Here is an 18,241-nt window from a genome sequence, read left to right as displayed (position 1 = left end):
GCCGCGACATCATGACCGCCGATATTCATAATCTCGCAGCTTCTGGTGAGGGCGAAGAAGAGAGTGTGATCGGCACGGGTGAGCGCAGCGTCTATCTCGACGCCTATCTGGCGCCGTTCAAACGCTGGCTCGACCGCGACACAGTGACTGAAATCATGGTCAACCAGCCGGGCGAGGTGTGGGTCGAAGACGCTTCCGATCCCGGCATCAAACGGATCGACACGCCTGAGATCGACGACCGGCTCGTACAGCGCCTCGCCGAGCAGGTCGCCCGTGTTTCGCATCAAGGCATCAACCGCGAGCATCCTTTGCTCGGTGCCACGCTCCCCGACGGCGCGCGAATTCAGTTCTGCGGACCGCCAGCGAGCCGCAAGCATTGGGTGATGGCGATCCGCCGCCATCGCCGGCTCGATCTGCCGCTCGATGCCTATGACACCGGCCCGCTCGCTGGCGAGGTGCACGTCGAGCTGCCCGACCCACAGTTTCAGCCTATCGCCTATTTGCGCGAGGCGATCCGGCATCGCCGCACGATCTTGATCTCGGGTGGCACAAGCACCGGTAAGACGACCTTCCTCAACGCGATGCTCGGCGAGATCCCGCAGCAGGAGCGTGTTGTGCTGGTCGAAGACACACCTGAACTAAAATTCCCAGGCGAGAATTCGGTTGGCCTGGTCGCGGTCAAGGGCGAGCTTGGTGAAGCGAAAGTCACTCCAAATGAATTGCTGCAAGCTGCGCTCCGCTTGCGGCCCGACAGGATTGTGCTGGGCGAATTGCGCGGCGCGGAAAGCGTCAGCTTCCTGCGCGCAATCAACACCGGCCATCCGGGCAGTTTTTCGACCATCCATGCGAATTCGCTGCGCGGGGCGCTCGAGCAGCTTTCTCTGATGGTGATGCAGACCGGAATTGGTCTCACACGGTCCGATACGATCGCCTACGCCGCGAGCGTGATCGACGTGATCGTCCAACTGGGCCGCGATGCCAATGGCAAGCGCGGGATCACGCAGATTGCAGACAGTCGCTCGCTGATCTGACGGCGGCAGCGGGCCGCTCATCCGTTAGAAATCGACAATCATGTGACATCGCGCGTTTCGTGATTTACACGCTGCTGGCGTGCGAACATGGCACTCGGGCAAGGGCAATGTGCCAGTTCATTCGACTCCGGTCAGCGCCGGACGGACAAGGAAGCGATGAGCAGTCAACCGATTACCAGTGTGAAAGAAACCGCTGCGGCGACGCCTGCCGCGCCGCCGACCTCCACGCCCGATGGCGACGCATATTTCAATCGTGAGCTATCGTGGCTGTCCTTTAACGAGCGTGTTCTCGCCGAAGCCCGAAACGAGCAATATCCGCTGCTTGAACGCCTCCGTTTTCTGTCGATTTCAGGCAGCAATCTCGACGAGTTTATGATGATCCGCGTGGCCGGTCTGGTGGGTCAGGCACAGCGCGGGATCGACAAGCCAGCCATCGACGGGCGCACGCCAACGCAGCAGCTTACCGCCATTCGGGAGAAGCTCGCGGTTCTCTCCGAACAGCAGCAAGATATCTGGCGCGACCTGCACGATCGGCTGGCCGAAACCGACATCCATATTGCCGACGAACAACGCGTTAGCCGCGCCGCGCATGAATGGCTGGAGGCGTTCTTCCTAGAGGAGATCATGCCGGTCATCACTCCGCAGGCGCTCGACCCGGCGCATCCGTTCCCGTTTGTTCAGAATGAGGGGATGGGCCTTCTTTTCACGCTCACACGCGATGCCGACAAGGACCAGATCATCGAGATGATCCTGATCCCAAGCGCACTGCCACGCTTTGTGCGTGTACCGGGCGATGTCAGCGAGCCGGGCGAAGCGATATTCATCTCGATTGCGAGCCTGATCCAGCGTTACGCCAAGAAGATGTTTCCGGGCTTCACCATCGAAGGCGATGGGCTGTTCCGGGTGCTGCGCGACAGCGACATCGAGATCGAGGAAGAGGCCGAAGACCTAGTGCGGACTTTCCGCAGCGCGATCCAGCGCCGGCGCCGGGGGCAGGTGATCCAGCTCGAATTGGAAGAAGATTTCGATCCGCAGGCAGAGGCGATCCTGCTTGAGCAATTGGGCGTACACGAAGCCGCCGTCATCAAGACCGACGGGATGATCGGGATCGATGGCCTTGCCGAGATCGTCGATGAAGATCGCCCGGACCTCAAATTCGACGCCTATTCGCCGCGCTATCCCGAGCGCATCCGCGAGCATGATGGTGATGCCTTTTCCGCAATCCGCGAGAAAGACATCATCATTCACCACCCTTATGAAAGCTTCGAAGTGGTGGTGGACTTTATCCGTCAGGCAGCTGCCGACCCGGATGTTGTCGCAATCAAGCAGACACTCTACCGCGCGGGCACGCAATCCAACGTCATCAACGCTTTGATCGAAGCCGCGGAGGCCGGAAAATCGGTCACCGCCGTGGTCGAGTTGAAGGCCCGCTTTGACGAGGAACAGAACCTCAAATGGGCGACCAAACTGGAACGCGCCGGGGTTCAGGTGATCTACGGCTTCACCGACTGGAAGACCCACGCCAAATGCGCGATGGTCGTTCGCCGCGAGGATGACGGTTTCCGCACCTACTGCCACTTCGGCACCGGCAACTACCATCCGATCACCGCCAAGATTTACACCGATCTCAGCTTCTTCACCGCCGATCCCAAATTGTGCCGCGACGCGGCCAAGATGTTCAACTTCGTCACCGGCTATGTTGAGCCGAGCGCTCTTGAATTGATCTCCATCGCGCCGCTTGATTTGCGCGAGGAGCTCTATCGCCGGATCGATATCGAAATCGCCAATGCGGGGAAGGGCAAGCCTGCGGCTATCTGGTTGAAGGCCAACCAGATCACCGACAAGGGAATCATCGATCGGCTTTATGCTGCCAGCGATGCCGGTGTGATGGTCGAGTTGGTGTGCCGGGGCATTTGCTGCCTGCGACCGGGCGTGCCGGGCCTGAGCGAGAATATCAGGGTCAAGTCGATCATCGGCCGGTTCCTCGAACACAGTCGTATCTACGCCTTCGCAAACGGCCACCCGATGCCCAGCCCGGAAGCTGCGGTATTTATCTCCTCGGCCGACCTTATGGGCCGCAACCTTGATCGCCGCGTTGAATCGCTGATCCCAATCCTCAACCGCACGGTGCACGATCAGGTTCTGCAGCAGGTGCTGCTCGCCAACATGCTGGATACCGAGCAAAGCTGGTGGTTGCATAGTGATGGCAGTTATTCGCGGGTAGAAGCCGCCAAGGGCAAGGGCGTGAAGCCTTTCAATTGCCACCGATATTTCATGACCAATCCGTCGCTTTCAGGGCGCGGGGGTGCTCTCGAAGCAGGCGGCGTGCCGAAATTGTCGCTGCGCAGAGGCCGCGCAGGATGAGCGCGAAACGGCGGCAAGGCAGCCGCGACGGCACCTTTTCCGGCACAAAGCCCCAGCGCGCGATCATCGATATTGGCTCGAACACCGTCCGAATGGTCATCTATGGTGGCTCGATGCGCGCGCCGACCGTGCTGCTCAATGAAAAGGTCACTGCAAAGCTCGGGCGCGATATTGCCGAGACTGGCAAGCTGGCGGATGAGGCGATCGAACTGGCACTACGGGGCCTCAAGCGGTTTGCGTTGCTGCTCGATGATCTCGGCGTCGAAGAAGTGGAAACGGTCGCGACTGCTGCTGTCCGCGATGCTTCCAACGGCGATCAATTCGTCGCAACCCTGCGCGAGTTGGGGTTCGATCCCCGTGTCATCTCAGGCGAAGAAGAAGCGTGTCTGAGCGCCAGCGGTGTGGCCGGTGCTTTTCCCGGCGCAACTGGCATGGTTGCTGATCTGGGCGGCGGAAGCCTGGAACTCGTCACTGTCAACGCGAGCGAGCCGGGTGAGGCGATTTCCTTGCCGCTCGGGACCCTGCGACTGCCGGAATATCGCGGGAAGAGCCGCGGTGATATGCGCAAGGCTCTCGAAAAGGCGCTGAAAAAGGGCGCGCCGAAGATCGAAAAAGGACAGCCGCTCTACCTCGTCGGCGGTACGCTGCGTACGATGGCGGTCTATGCGATGCAGGAACAGGGGCATCCTCTGTCCGACCCGCACGGTTTTGAGATCGAGCCAGACGAGGCCAGAAAGCTGCTGGGCAAGGCGCTGGCTAACGAGACGATCGACAGCCTGAAATCGCGCGATCGGATCTCGTCCATGCGTGCGGAAAAGCTGCCCGATGCCTCGGTCTTGGCCGAGGCCATGCTGTCACGCTTTGAACCAAGCCGCTTGGTGTTTTCGTCCTGGGGCCTGCGTGAAGGGCTGCTGTATGACGGGTTGGAGCCGCACGCGAAGGCGCAGGACCCGCTGCAGGCAGGCATCTCTGTCTTCGCGACGCAGCGGGGTGCGCCGCCCATGCTTGCGGCGCGAATGGCTGCATGGACGCTCGATGCGGCTCCGGCACGCAAGCATGGCAGCGAACGGTTGAGGCTGGCGGCGACAATGCTGGCGCTTGCATCGATGCAGATCGAACCAAACATCCGCCTTCCGCAAGCCATCGACTGGGCGCTGCACAAGCGCTGGATCGCAGTAAGCAGCGCCGACCGAGCGATGCTGGCGGCGGCAATCGCTGCCAATGGCAATCAGTTGAACCTGCCCGGGGCGGTGACCGAACTGGCAAGCGAAGATGCGCTGGAAGAGGCGGTCCGTTGGGGCCTGGCCGTGCGCCTTGCACGACGGTTGGGAGCGCGCTCTCCCCGTTCGCTTCAGGTCAGCCGCTTGCTGGTCGACAAGGACGATCTCGTGCTGCGCCTTGCGGTGAGCCACAGCGACCTGTTCGGGATTCCGACTGAGAAGGATATGAAGCTGCTTTCAAGCAAGCTGAAGCTGGACTACCGCGTCGATGTCGTTCCCGATGAGGAGCTTCGCAGCGATCCTGAGGATGCTGAGGTCGAGGCGAAATAGCCTCCCCGGTCAGGCGCGTTCTTTCTCGCTGGAGAAGGGCGAGAAATCGGTTTGGGTATCGAACAGGTCGACCCCCTCGGCCTTCTTCAGCTTTCCAACGACCAGATACGTCACCGGCGTCAGCAGCGCCTCCCAAACGACCTTCAGCAGCCAGTTGGTGACCATAACGGTGATCACCGCTTCGGTGGTCCAGATGCCGAGAAATGCGATCGGGTAAAAGATCAGGCTGTCGACGCCTTGCCCGACCACGGTCGAGCCGATGGTCCGGGTCCACAGAGCCTTTCCCTTGGTCCAGACTTTCATCTTCGCCATGACATACGAATTGACGAACTCACCCGCCCAAAAAGCGGTGATCGATGCAAGTACGATCCGCCAGGTGCTGCCGAAAACCGAAACATAGGTTTGCTGGCAGATCGACCCGGTCACCGCATCAGGCTGTCCCTGCATCTCAAGCGAGTCTGATCCTGCACAGGCCCAGCCGTCAAAGGCGGGCAGGCTGACCACGACATAGCTCATGAAGGCAAGGAACAGCATCGCTGCGAAGCCGGTCCAGATGACGCGGCGCGCGCGGGCGAAACCGTAAATCTCGGTCAGAATGTCGCCGATTACATAGCCGAGCGGGAAGAACAGTATGCCGGCGCCGTAGATGAACACGCCATCGGCGGCAGGCCACCAGCCATCCGGCCAGAATGGTACTTCGACAAAGGTCAGCTTGGCTGCGCCGATGATGTTGGACAGCAGCAGGATCGCCACGAACGACGCCATGACCAAGTCGTAGTAGCGAAACGTCACCGGGGCATGGCTGGTGGCGACGATCCCGTCGCTCGGATCGCGGTCGAATGCGCTGGCAGGATCTGGAGCTGAATCAGGCTTATCCATCGGCGCGGCGTTAGCTTTATTTGATGATAACGCAAAGCGCGCTATTGGGCGCGTGGCCCTTGCCAAAGGGTGCGCGCCCGTAGCTCATCTGGATAGAGCGCGAGACTTCTAATCTTGAGGCAGCAGGTTCGAGTCCTGCCGGGCGCGCCAACTAACAGGCCGGTCCAGCGGACTGGCCTGTTAGTCTTCGCGGGTCATGGCAGGGCCGAACCCGTTCGGAATCGAAGCAGCCATAGGCTGCGGAGATGACGGAGCCGCGCAGCAGGCGGAGTAGTCCTGCCGGGCGCGCCAAATTGGCATCCACATTTCATCGCGCGCGCGACACATGTCGCGGGTTCTTTGTGGGCGACAGGCCCCCTCGATGAACCGTGACAGCCTCCATTCAGCTTGGGATGACAAGTGTAGTCGTTCAGGCAGAATCAGGAGACCATCATGACCCGTATCCTCTTTGCAGCTCTTGCGGCTTCGGCCACCTTGCTTGCTGTTCCAGCAGCGGCACATGACGACATTTACGTCGACGGCTACCGCGCGCCGATTTCACCCAACAATGACAGCAACAAATGGTGGCTCGATTACCGGACCGACATCAGCGAAGCGAAGCGCGAATTGCGCAGCGATTTGCGGCGTGCAACCGATGAAGAGGATCGCCGCGACGCATATGAAGAGTATCGCCAGGAAATCCGGGACGCGAAGCATGACTACACGAAGGAAATGCGCGAGCGCGGATACCGCGTGGTCAGCTTCCGTGAAAACCGCAGGCGGATGGCGCGGCGGTAATCTCGGCCCCTTCTATTCGCTGCCATCCTCGGGATCGTCCGTTTTGGCGAGTTCCCGAGCCGCTGTGACGGCACCGCCAACTGCCGCGGCCAGCGTGGCCGGTGACGCTGTAGCAGCAGGAATGGCTAGCAGGGCGAGACCGAGATCGAGGATCTTTGCGAACTTCGACAGCTTATGCGAAATCTCTTCAATCTTCGCGATGCTTTCCCTGGCATCGTCCGTGACCGCCTGAATGGTGGCGAGTTCGTCCTCGAACTCCGACAGGTCCAACAGGATCGCCGCAGCGGTCAGATCGGAAGCCATACTGGTCAGGCTGTCGATCTGATTGCGCAAGCGGCGCGATCTGATGCGCCACAGAATTTCCTCGCCGGGATCGGCCGGGCGCACGCCCAGTTCCATCAGCGCATCGAGACTGGCATGGGAACCGGCCCGGCACAGGTCGGCCACTTCGTCGTATATGTTCACCGCCATGACGAATTCTCCCTATCCGAATGCTTTTCTGACAGCCTTGATCTGATCATCGAGGTCCGATCCGATCCTGTAGAGATTGGCAGCGAGCTGCTTGCCGCTCAGTTTGACTCGGGAAGACTGCAATGTGTCCAGAGCGTCGCGGGCGATCGCCAGCGATTTCTGATATTCGTCGATCGCTTCGCGGCGCGCGGCAATGACGCCTGCACGCTGGCAATAGGCTTCGACCAGAAGATAGCTTGGTCCATCCGTTTCGCGGCCAAAGAAGCCCGGAGTTGGCTGCGCGCAGTAGGCGGTGATCAAGGCGAAGTTCTCAAACCGCTCATCTTGCAGCCACTGCACAAACGCACCCCGCAGGACTCGCTCTTCATCCCCGAGCAACCGCGTCAGCCGAGTAACGAGGACTTCGTCCATCATCGTCACGACGTCGCTAGCCGGAGGTGCGCCTTGGTCGATCAATTGTCGCAGGGTCCTCTCGCGCAGCCGTTCTGTCTCCAATCGGCTCAGAAAGGTTGCGAGGCCTGAGGCTGCCGCGACATGATCGGCGTTCACACCGGGGATTGCCCCGATCGAACCGGCGAGCGCTTCAATGCCATCATCCGCGCGGAAGCTGGACTCGTTCGCAGCGGCACCGAGCGCTTCGAAGTATTCGCGCAAGACGGTGTTGGCGGCGATCAACCCGTCGGAGGCTGCCTGTTCGGCCTGACAATCCGAACCCGCCGAACTGATCGCGATCCGCCGCTGGCAAGAGCCCGCCACATCGCTGGCAACGTCATCCCAGGAGGCCGAGGCCGATGTCAGGGAATGCGAGAGATCGCTGACTGCAGAGAGGTTTGTGCAGGCCGTTCCAGCCAGCGCGATAGAGGAGATAAGCAGCGTCCGAAGCGCAGTTCTGTAAACCGGAATACGGGAATTTGACGTTGATGGCCTCACTTCATGATCCCCTCAATGTTCTGCTGTGCATTGATTGAGGGATTAGCACTTGGCGCGGCGACGCGATTGTATCTTTTGGCCCCGAGTGCAGTTTCAATACTTGAACGACTGGTTCGGTGCCCGATCCAAGGCCGACCGGTGGTGCCCTGCAAAAGGGCGCGGTGGCGCTAGCCCCTGGCGACAGTTTCCAAGAGTTCAGACGTTACCGGGTAGCCTGCATCCTCGAGGATCGTGAGCATCGGCTGACCGCCGCTCGTGTCGATCTTGGGGACGATGGTCTTGACCGGGATAGCTTCGGCCTGCGCGCGGGCTTCTTCGTAGCTTGCAAACAGCGCGAGTCGTTCGAGGTTGCGCCGGGTGGGGAAGATCAGCTTGATCTCGCCAGTCTCTGCCATTTCCAGCGCACCCTGTGCGCTGGTCCAGAACAGGCGAGTATTTTCGGTTTGGTCGACCGCGACATCGACTGCGCCCGTGCCGAGGTCTGCGAGGTAAAAGCGGGTATCGTAGACACGCGATATATTCTCGTTCTTGGGAAACCAGCGGGCGAAGGGCGTGATCTGATCGAGATCGAGTGACCAGCCATACGCTTCGAGCACGGGCGCAAGCGCTCCTGCGTCTTCCAGCTTGGTGCGCGCTGCCGCGGCTTTGTCGGCGGTGATATCGCCGGACAGACCGAGCGCGAGGCCGGTTTCTTCCAGAGTTTCCCGGATCGCAGCAATCTGGTGCGCTGCTTCGGCGGTGTCGATCGTGCTCTCAGAGCCTGCAGCGACAGTGGCACCCAATTCGAAATCGGCGGGATCTACCCGGCCGCCGGGAAACACGGCCATACCGCCCGCAAATGTCATGGTGCGCGAGCGTACGGTCATCAGCACTTCTGGAGCGCCGCCGTCTGCGGCGTTGCGAAAGATGATGATTGTCGCTGCGGGAATGCCCTCGGGGCCGGAATCGGTGCTCATTGCCTTTAGTGATGACCGCCCAATTCTCCCTTGCCAAGGGCGGACGCGCAGACCGCACCCAATTCTGTCGGTTTGTTTTACATTTCAGAATTCGGTTAACCGGTGGAAACCATCTAAGTCGCTGGAATCACTCAACCAGACACTTTTGGCACGGGGTGTGCATTACGTTACACACCCCGAGTGGTCTTCAAATTGAGGCGAGACTCTCCTGGTCTCTGGGTTTCGCCTCCCCGTAAAAAAGAGCCGCCTCGCAATGTGCAGCGAGGCGGCTTCTTTTTTGTTTTGGCCTCAGGCGCCGGCGTTCGCATCCGCTCACTTGGCTTTCCTCCGGGGACCCGACCCCTGCGGGGCCACCCCTCCGGGCGCGCGGTCGCGCTTGCGACGCCTGCGGCGTCGAACCAGTCCTACGTAGTTAACTTGGTAGTGGAGCACGGTCAGCGCAGCTGACGGCAAGGGCGACCGCCCGTCGGCCGGTTAGGCCGAACACCGCTCGCCCGGATGGGCGTGCGAAAAACTAGGACGCCTTGGCCACGCCCTGTTCGTCGAGTGTTTGCTGCAGTTCCCCGGCCTCGAACATCTCCATCATGATGTCGCTTCCGCCGAGGAATTCGCCCTTCACATAAAGCTGCGGGATGGTTGGCCAGTCGGAGAACGCTTTGATGCCCTGGCGAACTTCCATGTCCTGCAGCACATCGACGCTTTCATACGCGACACCGCAATGATCGAGGATTGCAACAGCGCGGCTGGAAAACCCGCATTGCGGGAACAGCGGCGTGCCCTTCATGAACAGGACGACGTCATTTTCGCTGACAATGGATTGGATGCGAGCGTTGGTATCTTCAGCCATATTGGAAGAGGCCTTTGGAGTTGGTTGATCTGTTGCAGATTACGTGGGGACCACGGTCGTCACTTGCAAGGCGTGCAGCTCGCCGCCCATCTTCTCGCCGAACGCGGCATAGACCATCTTGTGCTGTTGCACGCGGTTCTTGCCCGCAAATTGCGGCGCGGTGACTTTGGCTGCCCAGTGATCGTCGTCGCCCGCAAGATCAGTCAGTTCGACCAGCGCACCGGGAAGCGCAGCGATGATCGCCGCTTCGATATCCGCGCCTTTCATCGGCATGGCGTTACTGATCGCCCATCAATTGACGCTTGGCCTCGACAGTCATCTCTTCGAGCTTCGCGCGGATGTCGGATTCGCTGACGTCGGTATCGGCTGCTGTCAGATCACCGAGCAGCTTGCGGATCACATCTTCATCACCCGCTTCCTCGAAGTCGGCCTGAACGACCGCTTTCTTGTAAGCGTCGGTTTCCTCTTCGGTCAGGTTCATCAGGCCAGCGGCCCATTCGCCAAGCAAGCGGTTGCGGCGTGCAGCAACCTTGAACGCGGTTTCTTCGTCCATGGCGAACTTGGCTTCTTCCGCGCGTTCGCGATCCTTGAAATCTGTCATGTGTCCCTCCGGAAAATCGTATCTTGGAAATAGGCGTGCGCGAGGCCAGCGGCAAGCATTACCCGCGCAGTTTCGACTACCCCATCGTCACCACAAGTTTGCCGACTGCCTCGCGGTTTTCCAGCTTGGCGATCGCTTCGCCTGCGCGTTCCAGGGGGAAGGTTTCGGAAACCAGCGGATCGATCTTTCCGGCTTTCATCAATTCGAACAGCTCGTTGACCTGAGCGACGAATTTGGCCGGTTCGCGCGCCGTGAATGCACCCCAGAACACGCCGCAAATGTCACAGCTTTTTAGCAGTGTCAGGTTGAGCGGCATCTTCGCGATCCCGGCAGGGAATCCGACTACCAGGAAGCGACCTTCCCAAGCGATCGATCGTAGCGCCGGTTCGGAATATTGCCCGCCGACAATGTCGTAGACAATGTTGGCGCCGGTCGGACCGCAGGCTTCCTTGAACTTGCCAGCGAGTTCCTTGGACGCGGCCTTGTCCATTTCGTCGCGCGGATAGATCACGATTTCGTCGGCACCAGCATTGCGCGCCACTTCGCCTTTGGCTTCGCTGGAGACCGCTGCGACAACGCGCGCTCCGAAAGCCTTGGCCAGTTCGACTGCGGACAGGCCAACGCCGCCTGCCGCGCCAAGGATCAGGACGACGTCGCCTTCCTTGATGTGGCCGCGATCCTTCAGCCCGTGGATCGTGGTGCCATAGGTCATCAAGAGCGAGGCGGCCTTTTCGAACGGCACACCGTCAGGGATTGGGAACATTCGGCCAGCTGGAACCACAACTTTTTCCGCAAGCCCGCCATTGCCGAGCCCAGCCATGACACGGTCGCCGACCGAGTAGCCTTCCACTCCTTCGCCAACAGCCTCAATCACACCGGCCAACTCCCCGCCGGGGGAATAGGGTCGCTCGGGTTTGAATTGATAGAGATCGCGGATCATCAACGTGTCGGGATAGTTGATCGCGCAGGCCTTCACCGCGACCAGCACTTCGCCTTTGCCGGGCGAGGGTGCGTCAACTTCGTCAAGCGTAAGCGTTTCAGGGCCGCCGACTTCGTGGGTGCGGATGGCTTTCATTTGGGTCTCTCTTTTAGGAATTGGTGCCGTGCGCGAGCCAGCCTTGTGCTGATGCCCGCTGGCTTTCGAAATGTCCGATCGCGGCTTGCCGCTCGAGCGTCAGCGCCACTTCATCGAGGCCATTGAGCAAGCAATGCTTGCGGAACGGGTCGATCTCGAAGGTGAATCGATCCTGGAATTCGGTGGTGACGGTCTGTGTTTCCAGATCGACGTCGATCGGATGGCCGTCACGTGCGATTTCCAGCAAGCGGTCGACGGCTTCCTGTGGCAGCACAACCGGCAAGATACCGTTCTTCACCGCGTTGCCAGAGAAGATATCGGAATAGCTCGGCGCAATGACCGCGCGGATGCCGAGATCGAGAATTGCCCAGGCGGCATGTTCCCGGCTCGATCCGCAGCCAAAATTATCGCCCGCGATCAGGATCGGTGCGTCTGCGTAAGCCGGATCATCGAACACATTGCCGGGTTCGGTCCGGATGGTCTCAAACGCGCCTTCGCCAAGGCCCTCGCGCGTGATTGTCTTCAGCCACTTGGAAGGGATGATGATGTCGGTGTCGATATTCTTGGCACCGAACGGGATCGCCCGGCCGGAAATGCGCGAAAGTCTGTCCATGAGATAGCCTCAGTCGGTTTCCGGCTTTTCGCCAGAAGGAATAGGCCCGGGTTGGGTCGGCTCGTTGGGCTTTTTCTTGAACCGTTTGCCAGCATAGAGCAGCGCCGCTGCAATCGCAGCGGAGCCAATCGTCGCCGCGGCGCCGATCGCTGCTTTGCTTGGGCCGGATTTCTTGGGAGTTTCTTCGGGGGTATCGTCAGTCATTGAATTCTCATGCTCCGCGTGTGCGACCATTGCAAGACGTCAACGTTCAGAGAAACACATCGGTGCCCAATTGTCCGGGGGCTCGGCGATGGGCTGCCTCGGTTTTGCCGGTCCAGTTGCGACCGTCCAGAGTGCGGGCCTCGATGCCGTTCAGTTCACTGGGCTCGAAGATGCGCATGTTGACGCCAACCCGGTCGCCTTCGTGATGTTCGGTAAGCACCCAGTGCGTTGTCGTGCCGCAGCTTGGGCAAAAGTGCATTTCCACTGCCGGCTTTTCATAGTCCGCACGGCGATAGCTGGAGGTAATTCCGGTGATCGCGACGTCGCTTGCCGTGAAGTAACCCCAAGCGCCGCCCGATTTCGCGCACAACGAACAATCGCACAGATTGATGTATTCCGGCTTGGCAACCAACGCGACGGTCACTGCACCGCAATGGCAGGCACCGAACATCAGGTCAGCTCGCGCACATCCGCCAATCGCCCCTTGACCGCAGCAGCCGCTGCCATGGCCGGTGAAACCAGATGCGTGCGCGCTCCCGGACCTTGCCGTCCAACGAAATTGCGGTTGCTGGTCGAGGCGCAGCGTTCTCCGGCAGGCACTTTGTCGGGATTCATGCCGAGGCATGCGGAACAGCCCGGCTCGCGCCATTCGAAGCCCGCTTCGGTGAAGATACGGTCGAGGCCTTCCTCTTCGGCCTGGCGTTTTACGAGACCAGAGCCGGGGACAACGATAGCCCAGCGCACATTGGCAGCCTTTGAGCGCCCCTTGAGCACCTCTGCCGCAGCCCTCAGGTCCTCGATCCGGCTATTAGTGCAGCTGCCGATGAAGATGTTCTCGACCGGAATATCGGTCATCGGTGTGCCCGGAGCGAGGCCCATATAGTCGAGGCTCTTCCTCGCTGCTTCCTGCTTGGATTCGTCCGCAAAGCTCTCGGGCGAGGGGACGGCGCCGCCAATCGCCACAACGTCTTCAGGGCTGGTGCCCCATGTGACCGTAGGCGCAACATTGGCGGCGTCGATGACGACCGACTTGTCGAACTCAGCGCCCGGATCGGTGTGCAATGTCCGCCAATAGGCGACCGCTGCATCCCATTCGGCACCTTTGGGAGCCATCGGGCGGTTCTTGAGATAACGGAACACGGTTTCGTCCGGCGCGATCAGGCCCGCTCGCGCTCCCGCTTCGATGCTCATATTGCAGACCGTCAGGCGCTGCTCGACGCTCATTTCCTCGAACACCTGCCCGCGATATTCGATCACGTAGCCAGACCCGCCAGCCGCGCCGATTGCGCCGATGATGTGCAAGATCAGGTCCTTGGCGGTGACACCGGAGCCGAGCGATCCTTCGACGCGGATTTCCATCGCCTTTGACTGCTGGAGCAGCAGCGTCTGGGTCGCAAGGACATGTTCGACTTCACTAGTGCCGATGCCGAAAGCCAGCGCGCCGAGCCCGCCATGGCTCGCAGTATGGGAGTCGCCGCAAACGATTGTCGTGCCTGGAAGTGAGAAGCCCTGTTCAGGCCCAACCACGTGGACGATCCCTTGCTCATCATCCGCATCGCCGATGTAGCGAATGCCGAAATCGGGCGCGTTTTTCTCCAATGCCGCGAGTTGAGCCGCGCTTTGCGGGTCGGCAATGGGAATTTTCCCGCCTGCAGCATCTCGCCGAGCGGTTGTCGGGAGATTGTGATCGGGCACTGCAAGCGTCAGCTCGGGACGGCGCACCGGACGGCCCGCTAGTCTTAGCGCTTCGAACGCCTGAGGGCTGGTTACTTCATGGACGAGATGTCGGTCGATATAGATGATCGAGGTGCCGTCATCGCGGGTTTCGACGACGTGATCGTCCCAGATTTTCGCGTAGAGCGTGCGGGGTTTGCTAGCCATTCGGATCGACTAGCGGCGTTGATGCAACACTGGCAAGCCAGATGATGTTCGACAGGCGATCAGTCATGGAAAAGCAACGATCGGCTGCTTAACTTACACTTATGTCAACAATCCCGTTCCGATTCCCGATTACAGTCCTCCCTGAGGATATCGATTTCATGGGGCACGTGAACAATGCGCGCTACCTGAACTGGGTGCAGGATGCGGTGTTGGCGCATTGGAACAAACTGGCCCCAGCGGAAGAGGTGGCGACCAAGGCATGGGTCGCGCTGAAACACGAGATCACGTATCGCAAGCCCGCCTTTCTTGAAGACGACGTGATCGCAAGCACCGTGCTGGAACGATACAATGGCGCGCGCGCATTCTATTCGACTGTGATCAAACGCGGCGAAGATGTGCTCGCCGAAGTGAAATCCAGCTGGTGCTGCATCGACGCCAAAACCCTCCGCCCGGCGCGGATCGGCGAACACATGCGTGAATTTTTCTTTCCTGAGATTGACTAAGCTGCGGTAATACCGAACCTTCATGCATGTCCGAGAAAAGGGGGTCGCACTAATGCTTGCAAGGATTGGACATTGGGTTGCTTTGATTGCGGGCGTTTTCGTCGCACCACTTGCCGCGCAGGAACCCCCAACCGAAAGCGAATCCGCAGCCATCGCGCTGGCCCTGCAACGCGGCGAGGCGCTGTATCGGCACGATCAGGCAGCGTGGCACACAACCGATGCAATGCTTGAGGATGTGCGTAACCCCGGCGCGAAGAGAGTGCGCGGCTGGATCATCAATGATGTGCCAAAGGGCCATGAGGCGGTGTTCTATCGCCCGATCGATGGTGGCTTCGAAGCCGTTTGGTCAGGGGTCTATGATGGCAAAAAAGTTCGTCAGAAAACCGAGTATCCGGCTGGAGCGCGAATTCTGACCGCCGCCGAGGCTACTAAGGCAGTCGCGAGCCGGTTGCCCGTCAATGAGGAAATGCAGCGTTGCTCGCAGAAGCCGTTCAACACGGTTGTCCTGCCCACCGGCAAGAGCGACGGCAGCCTATACGTCTATTACCTCGTCCCGCAGGAATCGCTCGATACAATGCCGTTCGGCGGACACTACCGATACGAAGTAAAAGACGGCGAGATTGTCGGGAGCCGAAAGTTCACCAATTCGTGCATTACGATGGGTAATCGTGGGCCAAATGACGAAAAGCCGGTTGCGACGACGATTTCGCATTCACTTGACCCAACTCCAACCGAAATCCACGTCTTTGCGATGTTTGCGCTGGACCTGTCGGTTGCTGTGCTTGCAACACAGTCGGACAAGGTCTGGATGATCCAGAACACGCGCGAGGGGCCGATCATTGGGACGCTGGCGCGTTCAAACAACTGAGCCTGCGATTGCAGCCAATTCTATTCGGCCTATACGCACCCGAATGACCGGCTCACGCGTATCTAAACCATTGTGACACCAAACTACGCCCTTCCAAGCAAGCATGCGCAGACTGTGGTCGGTCTGGCGCTTGCTGCGCTTATCGCGGGTTCGTGGTTAGGTATTCACATCTACGGCATGTTCATCTTTGAGCTGACCCTGGCCAATCTGCCATTCGCATTGGCTTTGGCAGCGGTGCAATGTTGGCTCAGCGTCGGCGTGTTTATCGTGTGCCATGACGCGATGCATGGATCGCTCGCGCCAGGGCGAGAGCGACTGACTTCGGCAATCGCGACGGTGCTGTTGTTCCTTTATGCAGGCTTCGGATGGAAGACCTTGCGCGATGCGCATTTCACCCATCACAAGCTGGCTGGGCACGCGGGTGATCCGGACTTTGACGAGAACAATCCGAGCCATTTTGTGAAATGGTACGGGACGTTTTTCAAGCGCTATTTCGGCTGGCGGTCGCTGCTGTATGTCCACACGGTGGTCGGAATTTACTGGCTGGTGATCGGCATTCCGATGGCGCAGATATTTGTCCTGTATGGCGCGCCTGCGCTGCTATCGTCTCTGCAACTCTTCTATTTCGGCACCTACCGGCCGCATTATCACGCTGAAGACAAACCGTTTGCCGATGATCACAATGCGCGCACCAATGATTTCGGCACTCTGGCAAGTCTCGCCACGTGCTTCCATTTCGGCTATCATCTCGAGCACCACCGCCGTCCCGATGTGCCATGGTGGGCGCTGCCCGGCGCAAAGAAAGCGGGCGTTGGGAAAGCGGGCGTAGAGAAAGAGTTGCAGCATGAGCTGGCTTGAAGTGATCCTGACTGTCTTGGCCGCACTGATCGGCATGGAATTGTTCGCGTGGTACGCGCACAAATATATCATGCATGGCTGGGGCTGGGCGTGGCACCGCGATCACCACGAGCCGCATGACAATGTGCTGGAGAAGAACGACCTGTTCGCGGTCGTGTTCGGCACGATCAACGCCGCAATGTATATCTACGGCTCGCTCTATTGGGACGCGCTGTGGTGGTTTGCGGTTGGAATCTCACTCTACGGCGTGATCTACACGCTGATCCACGACGGATTGGTGCATCAGCGCTATTTCAAATGGGTCCCTAAGAAAGGCTATGCCAAGCGACTGGTTCAGGCGCATAAGCTCCACCATGCCACCATTGGCAAGGAAGGCGGCGTGAGCTTCGGATTTGTCTTCGCGCGCGATCCGCAAGTGCTGAAGGCAGAGCTGAAAGAGCAGCGCGAGGCCGGTGTGGCCGTGGTGCGCGACAGCGTCGGAGCTTAGGCTAGAGCTTTAGCGAGAGAACGGGCAGCACCCGTCCTGGGATGGAGCCTGACGGTTCCTCTGCGGTTCGCGCAAATCCCATCTTTTCGTAAAACGGCGCTGCATCGGGATCGGCGGTTACCGTCAAGCTCGTCGCGCCTTCCGCCAAGGCATGCGCGCATGTCCAATCGAACAGAAGCCTGCCGATGCCATGGCCAATCATGTCAGGTTCGATAAACAGCTTGTCTAGCCCTGCCTCGCCGTCCTCAAATGTGACTTGGGCGATCCCCGCGATTGTCTGCTCCTGAACAGCCAAGATCACAGTGCTTTCGACCAAGTCTCTTTTCGTCAGCGTGAGCTCGTCGCGGCAAGCCTCCATAAAGGCGGCATCGTAGCCCCAATAGCCCTTTGACCGCATGCAAAGCGCGCTTGCGGCGGGAAGTTCCTTTTCCTCTGGAGCCCGCAGCAAAATGCCCTTCCTGCCAATGGAATTGGCATCACTCATCGCGCGTCGCGATCCAGCCGCCCACGATCACCAGCACTGCGACGGAAATCCACACCCATGGAAAGCCCAAGGTAACCCAAGTGAAGCCGACCCCCGCCGCGATTGAGGCGATGGCAAGCACTTTGGCCTTGCGCGAGATTGCGCGGCGTTCCCGCCAATCCTCGATTTGCGGACCCCACGTTGGGTGATCCAGAATTTTCTGCTCCCAAGCTGGATTGCTCCGCGCGAAGCAGAACACTGCCACCAGCAGGAACGGGACGGTAGGTACGATGGGAAGAACGGCACCGATTGCGCCGAAGCCGGTGAACAGCACTCCAGCGGCGAGATAGAGCCGCCGCATTGTTCAAGCAGTCGGTCCGAAGGACCGCAAGGGCAAGTGCCCGCCCGCAGCAATGCGGCCAAAAGGCCGCGTGAGCGAGGATATCGCGCCACCGGATGGTGGTGCACAAATCATGATGCCGCCAGTCTCGCCGCGTGTTCCTTAACTAGGGCGATCATATTCGGGACGCCTTGGGTGCGGTTGCTCGATAGCTGGTTCTTGAGATTGAATGGTTCGAGCGCGGCCGCCACGTCCATATGCGCCACAGCCTCTGCCGGCTGATCCTGAACAGCGGAAATGACGAGAGCGACAATCCCCTTGGTAATCGCCGCATTGCTGTCGGCGAGGAAATGCAGTTTCTCGCCCGCTTCGGTCGGGTAGACCCACACCGCCGCGGAGCATCCGCGCACCAGAGTGGCATCGGTTTTCAGCGCGTCGGGCATCGGCTCCAACTCGCGGCCAAGTTCGATCAGCAACGAATAGCGTTCGTCGCCTTCGAGGAAATCGTATTCTTCAAGGATGTCGTCGAGTGTGCGCATGAGG

General features: G+C 59.8%; 23 protein-coding genes and 1 tRNA gene. 9 read left to right on the top strand and 15 right to left on the bottom strand.

The features are described 5' to 3' along the window. Window positions 1-11 precede the first annotated feature (11 nt). The 3 genes from virB11 (at window position 12) to Q0837_RS09935 (ending at window position 4,945) form a co-directional block, all read left to right on the top strand. On the top strand, window positions 12-1,031 hold the full coding sequence (gene virB11 / locus Q0837_RS09945; protein WP_298468298.1) for a P-type DNA transfer ATPase VirB11: 1,020 nt from the start codon (window positions 12-14) through the stop codon (window positions 1,029-1,031). Window positions 1,032-1,187: 156 nt separating this feature from the next. Next, window positions 1,188-3,395, top strand: a complete 2,208-nt coding sequence (locus Q0837_RS09940) for an RNA degradosome polyphosphate kinase (protein WP_298468295.1) — start codon at window positions 1,188-1,190, stop codon at window positions 3,393-3,395. Beyond that, window positions 3,392-4,945 carry a Ppx/GppA family phosphatase gene (locus tag Q0837_RS09935; RefSeq protein WP_298468293.1) on the top strand — a complete coding sequence of 518 codons (1,554 nt, stop codon included), beginning with the start codon at window positions 3,392-3,394 and terminating at the stop codon, window positions 4,943-4,945. The genes Q0837_RS09940 and Q0837_RS09935 overlap by 4 nt, the downstream gene beginning before the upstream one ends. A gap of 9 nt (window positions 4,946-4,954) precedes the next feature. Here Q0837_RS09935 and Q0837_RS09930 read toward each other — a convergent pair whose 3' ends face one another. Further along, entirely contained in the window at window positions 4,955-5,824 is an 870-nt protein-coding gene (locus tag Q0837_RS09930; RefSeq protein ID WP_298468290.1) for a queuosine precursor transporter, read from the bottom strand. A 73-nt stretch (window positions 5,825-5,897) separates the two neighbouring features. Between Q0837_RS09930 and Q0837_RS09925 the strand changes: the two genes are divergently transcribed. Then, window positions 5,898-5,974 (top strand) — tRNA-Arg (locus Q0837_RS09925). Between the two features lie 282 nt (window positions 5,975-6,256). Continuing rightward, window positions 6,257-6,601, top strand: coding sequence for a hypothetical protein (locus Q0837_RS09920; protein ID WP_298468288.1), 345 nt, complete (start codon window positions 6,257-6,259; stop codon window positions 6,599-6,601). Window positions 6,602-6,613: 12 nt separating this feature from the next. Here the strand turns inward: Q0837_RS09920 and Q0837_RS09915 are convergent, their stop codons facing one another. From Q0837_RS09915 to leuC, 11 genes are all read right to left on the bottom strand, one after another. Next, window positions 6,614-7,072, bottom strand: coding sequence for a hypothetical protein (locus Q0837_RS09915; protein WP_298468286.1), 459 nt, complete (start codon window positions 7,070-7,072; stop codon window positions 6,614-6,616). Between the two features lie 12 nt (window positions 7,073-7,084). Continuing rightward, window positions 7,085-7,828, bottom strand: a complete 744-nt coding sequence (locus Q0837_RS09910; protein ID WP_298468284.1) for a hypothetical protein — start codon at window positions 7,826-7,828, stop codon at window positions 7,085-7,087. 341 nt (window positions 7,829-8,169) lie between these two features. Beyond that, on the bottom strand, window positions 8,170-8,958 hold the full coding sequence (locus tag Q0837_RS09905) for an NUDIX domain-containing protein (protein ID WP_298468281.1): 789 nt from the start codon (window positions 8,956-8,958) through the stop codon (window positions 8,170-8,172). Between the two features lie 514 nt (window positions 8,959-9,472). Continuing rightward, the gene (gene grxD, locus Q0837_RS09900) at window positions 9,473-9,805 is read right to left on the bottom strand and encodes a Grx4 family monothiol glutaredoxin (protein WP_298468280.1); all 333 of its coding nucleotides are present in this window, start codon (window positions 9,803-9,805) and stop codon (window positions 9,473-9,475) included. A 39-nt stretch (window positions 9,806-9,844) separates the two neighbouring features. Further along, window positions 9,845-10,078 (bottom strand): BolA/IbaG family iron-sulfur metabolism protein, encoded by a 234-nt coding sequence (locus Q0837_RS09895; protein WP_298468277.1) that lies wholly within the window; start codon window positions 10,076-10,078, stop codon window positions 9,845-9,847. A 4-nt stretch (window positions 10,079-10,082) separates the two neighbouring features. Beyond that, on the bottom strand, window positions 10,083-10,406 hold the full coding sequence (locus tag Q0837_RS09890) for a DUF1476 domain-containing protein (protein ID WP_298468274.1): 324 nt from the start codon (window positions 10,404-10,406) through the stop codon (window positions 10,083-10,085). Between the two features lie 76 nt (window positions 10,407-10,482). Further along, entirely contained in the window at window positions 10,483-11,481 is a 999-nt protein-coding gene (locus Q0837_RS09885; protein ID WP_298468271.1) for an NADPH:quinone oxidoreductase family protein, read from the bottom strand. A 13-nt stretch (window positions 11,482-11,494) separates the two neighbouring features. After that, entirely contained in the window at window positions 11,495-12,094 is a 600-nt protein-coding gene (leuD, locus tag Q0837_RS09880) for a 3-isopropylmalate dehydratase small subunit (protein WP_298468268.1), read from the bottom strand. A gap of 9 nt (window positions 12,095-12,103) precedes the next feature. Beyond that, a complete protein-coding gene (locus Q0837_RS09875; protein WP_298468266.1) occupies window positions 12,104-12,298 on the bottom strand; it encodes an isopropylmalate isomerase in 195 nt (64 codons plus the stop codon). Between the two features lie 46 nt (window positions 12,299-12,344). Then, complete coding sequence (locus Q0837_RS09870; protein ID WP_298468263.1) at window positions 12,345-12,749, bottom strand: GFA family protein; 405 nt, start codon at window positions 12,747-12,749, stop codon at window positions 12,345-12,347. Then, the gene (gene leuC / locus Q0837_RS09865) at window positions 12,749-14,179 is read right to left on the bottom strand and encodes a 3-isopropylmalate dehydratase large subunit (RefSeq protein WP_298468261.1); all 1,431 of its coding nucleotides are present in this window, start codon (window positions 14,177-14,179) and stop codon (window positions 12,749-12,751) included. The genes Q0837_RS09870 and leuC overlap by 1 nt, the downstream gene beginning before the upstream one ends. A gap of 101 nt (window positions 14,180-14,280) precedes the next feature. On the opposite strand from leuC, the gene Q0837_RS09860 reads away from it, so the two are divergent. The 4 genes from Q0837_RS09860 to Q0837_RS09845 all read left to right on the top strand — a co-directional run bounded on the left by Q0837_RS09860 (window position 14,281) and on the right by Q0837_RS09845 (window position 16,895). Then, a complete protein-coding gene (locus tag Q0837_RS09860; RefSeq protein WP_298468259.1) occupies window positions 14,281-14,682 on the top strand; it encodes a thioesterase family protein in 402 nt (133 codons plus the stop codon). Between the two features lie 52 nt (window positions 14,683-14,734). After that, complete coding sequence (locus Q0837_RS09855) at window positions 14,735-15,550, top strand: hypothetical protein (protein WP_298468256.1); 816 nt, start codon at window positions 14,735-14,737, stop codon at window positions 15,548-15,550. Window positions 15,551-15,622: 72 nt separating this feature from the next. Continuing rightward, entirely contained in the window at window positions 15,623-16,408 is a 786-nt protein-coding gene (locus tag Q0837_RS09850) for a fatty acid desaturase (protein WP_298468254.1), read from the top strand. Further along, on the top strand, window positions 16,395-16,895 hold the full coding sequence (locus Q0837_RS09845) for a sterol desaturase family protein (protein ID WP_298468252.1): 501 nt from the start codon (window positions 16,395-16,397) through the stop codon (window positions 16,893-16,895). Before Q0837_RS09850 ends, Q0837_RS09845 begins: the two co-directional genes overlap by 14 nt. 1 nt (window position 16,896) lies before the next feature. Here Q0837_RS09845 and Q0837_RS09840 read toward each other — a convergent pair whose 3' ends face one another. The 3 genes from Q0837_RS09840 to Q0837_RS09830 all read right to left on the bottom strand — a co-directional run bounded on the left by Q0837_RS09840 (window position 16,897) and on the right by Q0837_RS09830 (window position 18,237). After that, window positions 16,897-17,379 carry a GNAT family N-acetyltransferase gene (locus Q0837_RS09840; protein ID WP_298468250.1) on the bottom strand — a complete coding sequence of 161 codons (483 nt, stop codon included), beginning with the start codon at window positions 17,377-17,379 and terminating at the stop codon, window positions 16,897-16,899. Next, window positions 17,372-17,719: a YbaN family protein gene (locus tag Q0837_RS09835; RefSeq protein ID WP_298468247.1), complete on the bottom strand. Its 348-nt coding sequence runs from the start codon at window positions 17,717-17,719 to the stop codon at window positions 17,372-17,374. Before Q0837_RS09835 ends, Q0837_RS09840 begins: the two co-directional genes overlap by 8 nt. A gap of 110 nt (window positions 17,720-17,829) precedes the next feature. Beyond that, window positions 17,830-18,237 carry a SufE family protein gene (locus tag Q0837_RS09830; RefSeq protein WP_298468245.1) on the bottom strand — a complete coding sequence of 136 codons (408 nt, stop codon included), beginning with the start codon at window positions 18,235-18,237 and terminating at the stop codon, window positions 17,830-17,832. Window positions 18,238-18,241: the final 4 nt, after the last annotated feature.

It is taken from the genome of uncultured Erythrobacter sp., from assembly GCF_947499705.1.
Classification (GTDB): domain Bacteria; phylum Pseudomonadota; class Alphaproteobacteria; order Sphingomonadales; family Sphingomonadaceae; genus Erythrobacter.
The sequence above is the reverse complement of the archived record's forward strand: the minus strand, read 5'-3'. Positions and strand labels throughout refer to the sequence as shown.

What these genes read in the sequence shown, in the direction of transcription:
- Q0837_RS09875 (WP_298468266.1), bottom strand. Translation starts at nt 12,298, where the DNA reads ATGACTGACGATACCCCCGAAGAAACTCCCAAGAAATCCGGCCCAAGC.
- Q0837_RS09905 (WP_298468281.1), bottom strand. Translation starts at nt 8,958, where the DNA reads ATGAGCACCGATTCCGGCCCCGAGGGCATTCCCGCAGCGACAATCATC.
- Q0837_RS09915 (WP_298468286.1), bottom strand. Translation starts at nt 7,072, where the DNA reads ATGGCGGTGAACATATACGACGAAGTGGCCGACCTGTGCCGGGCCGGT.
- Q0837_RS09845 (WP_298468252.1), top strand. Translation starts at nt 16,395, where the DNA reads ATGAGCTGGCTTGAAGTGATCCTGACTGTCTTGGCCGCACTGATCGGC.
- Q0837_RS09890 (WP_298468274.1), bottom strand. Translation starts at nt 10,406, where the DNA reads ATGACAGATTTCAAGGATCGCGAACGCGCGGAAGAAGCCAAGTTCGCC.
- Q0837_RS09830 (WP_298468245.1), bottom strand. Translation starts at nt 18,237, where the DNA reads ATGCGCACACTCGACGACATCCTTGAAGAATACGATTTCCTCGAAGGC.
- Q0837_RS09860 (WP_298468259.1), top strand. Translation starts at nt 14,281, where the DNA reads ATGTCAACAATCCCGTTCCGATTCCCGATTACAGTCCTCCCTGAGGAT.
- Q0837_RS09930 (WP_298468290.1), bottom strand. Translation starts at nt 5,824, where the DNA reads ATGGATAAGCCTGATTCAGCTCCAGATCCTGCCAGCGCATTCGACCGC.
- Q0837_RS09940 (WP_298468295.1), top strand. Translation starts at nt 1,188, where the DNA reads ATGAGCAGTCAACCGATTACCAGTGTGAAAGAAACCGCTGCGGCGACG.
- Q0837_RS09920 (WP_298468288.1), top strand. Translation starts at nt 6,257, where the DNA reads ATGACCCGTATCCTCTTTGCAGCTCTTGCGGCTTCGGCCACCTTGCTT.
- Q0837_RS09870 (WP_298468263.1), bottom strand. Translation starts at nt 12,749, where the DNA reads ATGTTCGGTGCCTGCCATTGCGGTGCAGTGACCGTCGCGTTGGTTGCC.
- Q0837_RS09935 (WP_298468293.1), top strand. Translation starts at nt 3,392, where the DNA reads ATGAGCGCGAAACGGCGGCAAGGCAGCCGCGACGGCACCTTTTCCGGC.
- leuC (WP_298468261.1), bottom strand. Translation starts at nt 14,179, where the DNA reads ATGGCTAGCAAACCCCGCACGCTCTACGCGAAAATCTGGGACGATCAC.
- Q0837_RS09835 (WP_298468247.1), bottom strand. Translation starts at nt 17,719, where the DNA reads ATGCGGCGGCTCTATCTCGCCGCTGGAGTGCTGTTCACCGGCTTCGGC.
- Q0837_RS09885 (WP_298468271.1), bottom strand. Translation starts at nt 11,481, where the DNA reads ATGAAAGCCATCCGCACCCACGAAGTCGGCGGCCCTGAAACGCTTACG.
- Q0837_RS09855 (WP_298468256.1), top strand. Translation starts at nt 14,735, where the DNA reads ATGCTTGCAAGGATTGGACATTGGGTTGCTTTGATTGCGGGCGTTTTC.
- Q0837_RS09895 (WP_298468277.1), bottom strand. Translation starts at nt 10,078, where the DNA reads ATGCCGATGAAAGGCGCGGATATCGAAGCGGCGATCATCGCTGCGCTT.
- virB11 (WP_298468298.1), top strand. Translation starts at nt 12, where the DNA reads ATGACCGCCGATATTCATAATCTCGCAGCTTCTGGTGAGGGCGAAGAA.
- grxD (WP_298468280.1), bottom strand. Translation starts at nt 9,805, where the DNA reads ATGGCTGAAGATACCAACGCTCGCATCCAATCCATTGTCAGCGAAAAT.
- Q0837_RS09840 (WP_298468250.1), bottom strand. Translation starts at nt 17,379, where the DNA reads ATGAGTGATGCCAATTCCATTGGCAGGAAGGGCATTTTGCTGCGGGCT.
- leuD (WP_298468268.1), bottom strand. Translation starts at nt 12,094, where the DNA reads ATGGACAGACTTTCGCGCATTTCCGGCCGGGCGATCCCGTTCGGTGCC.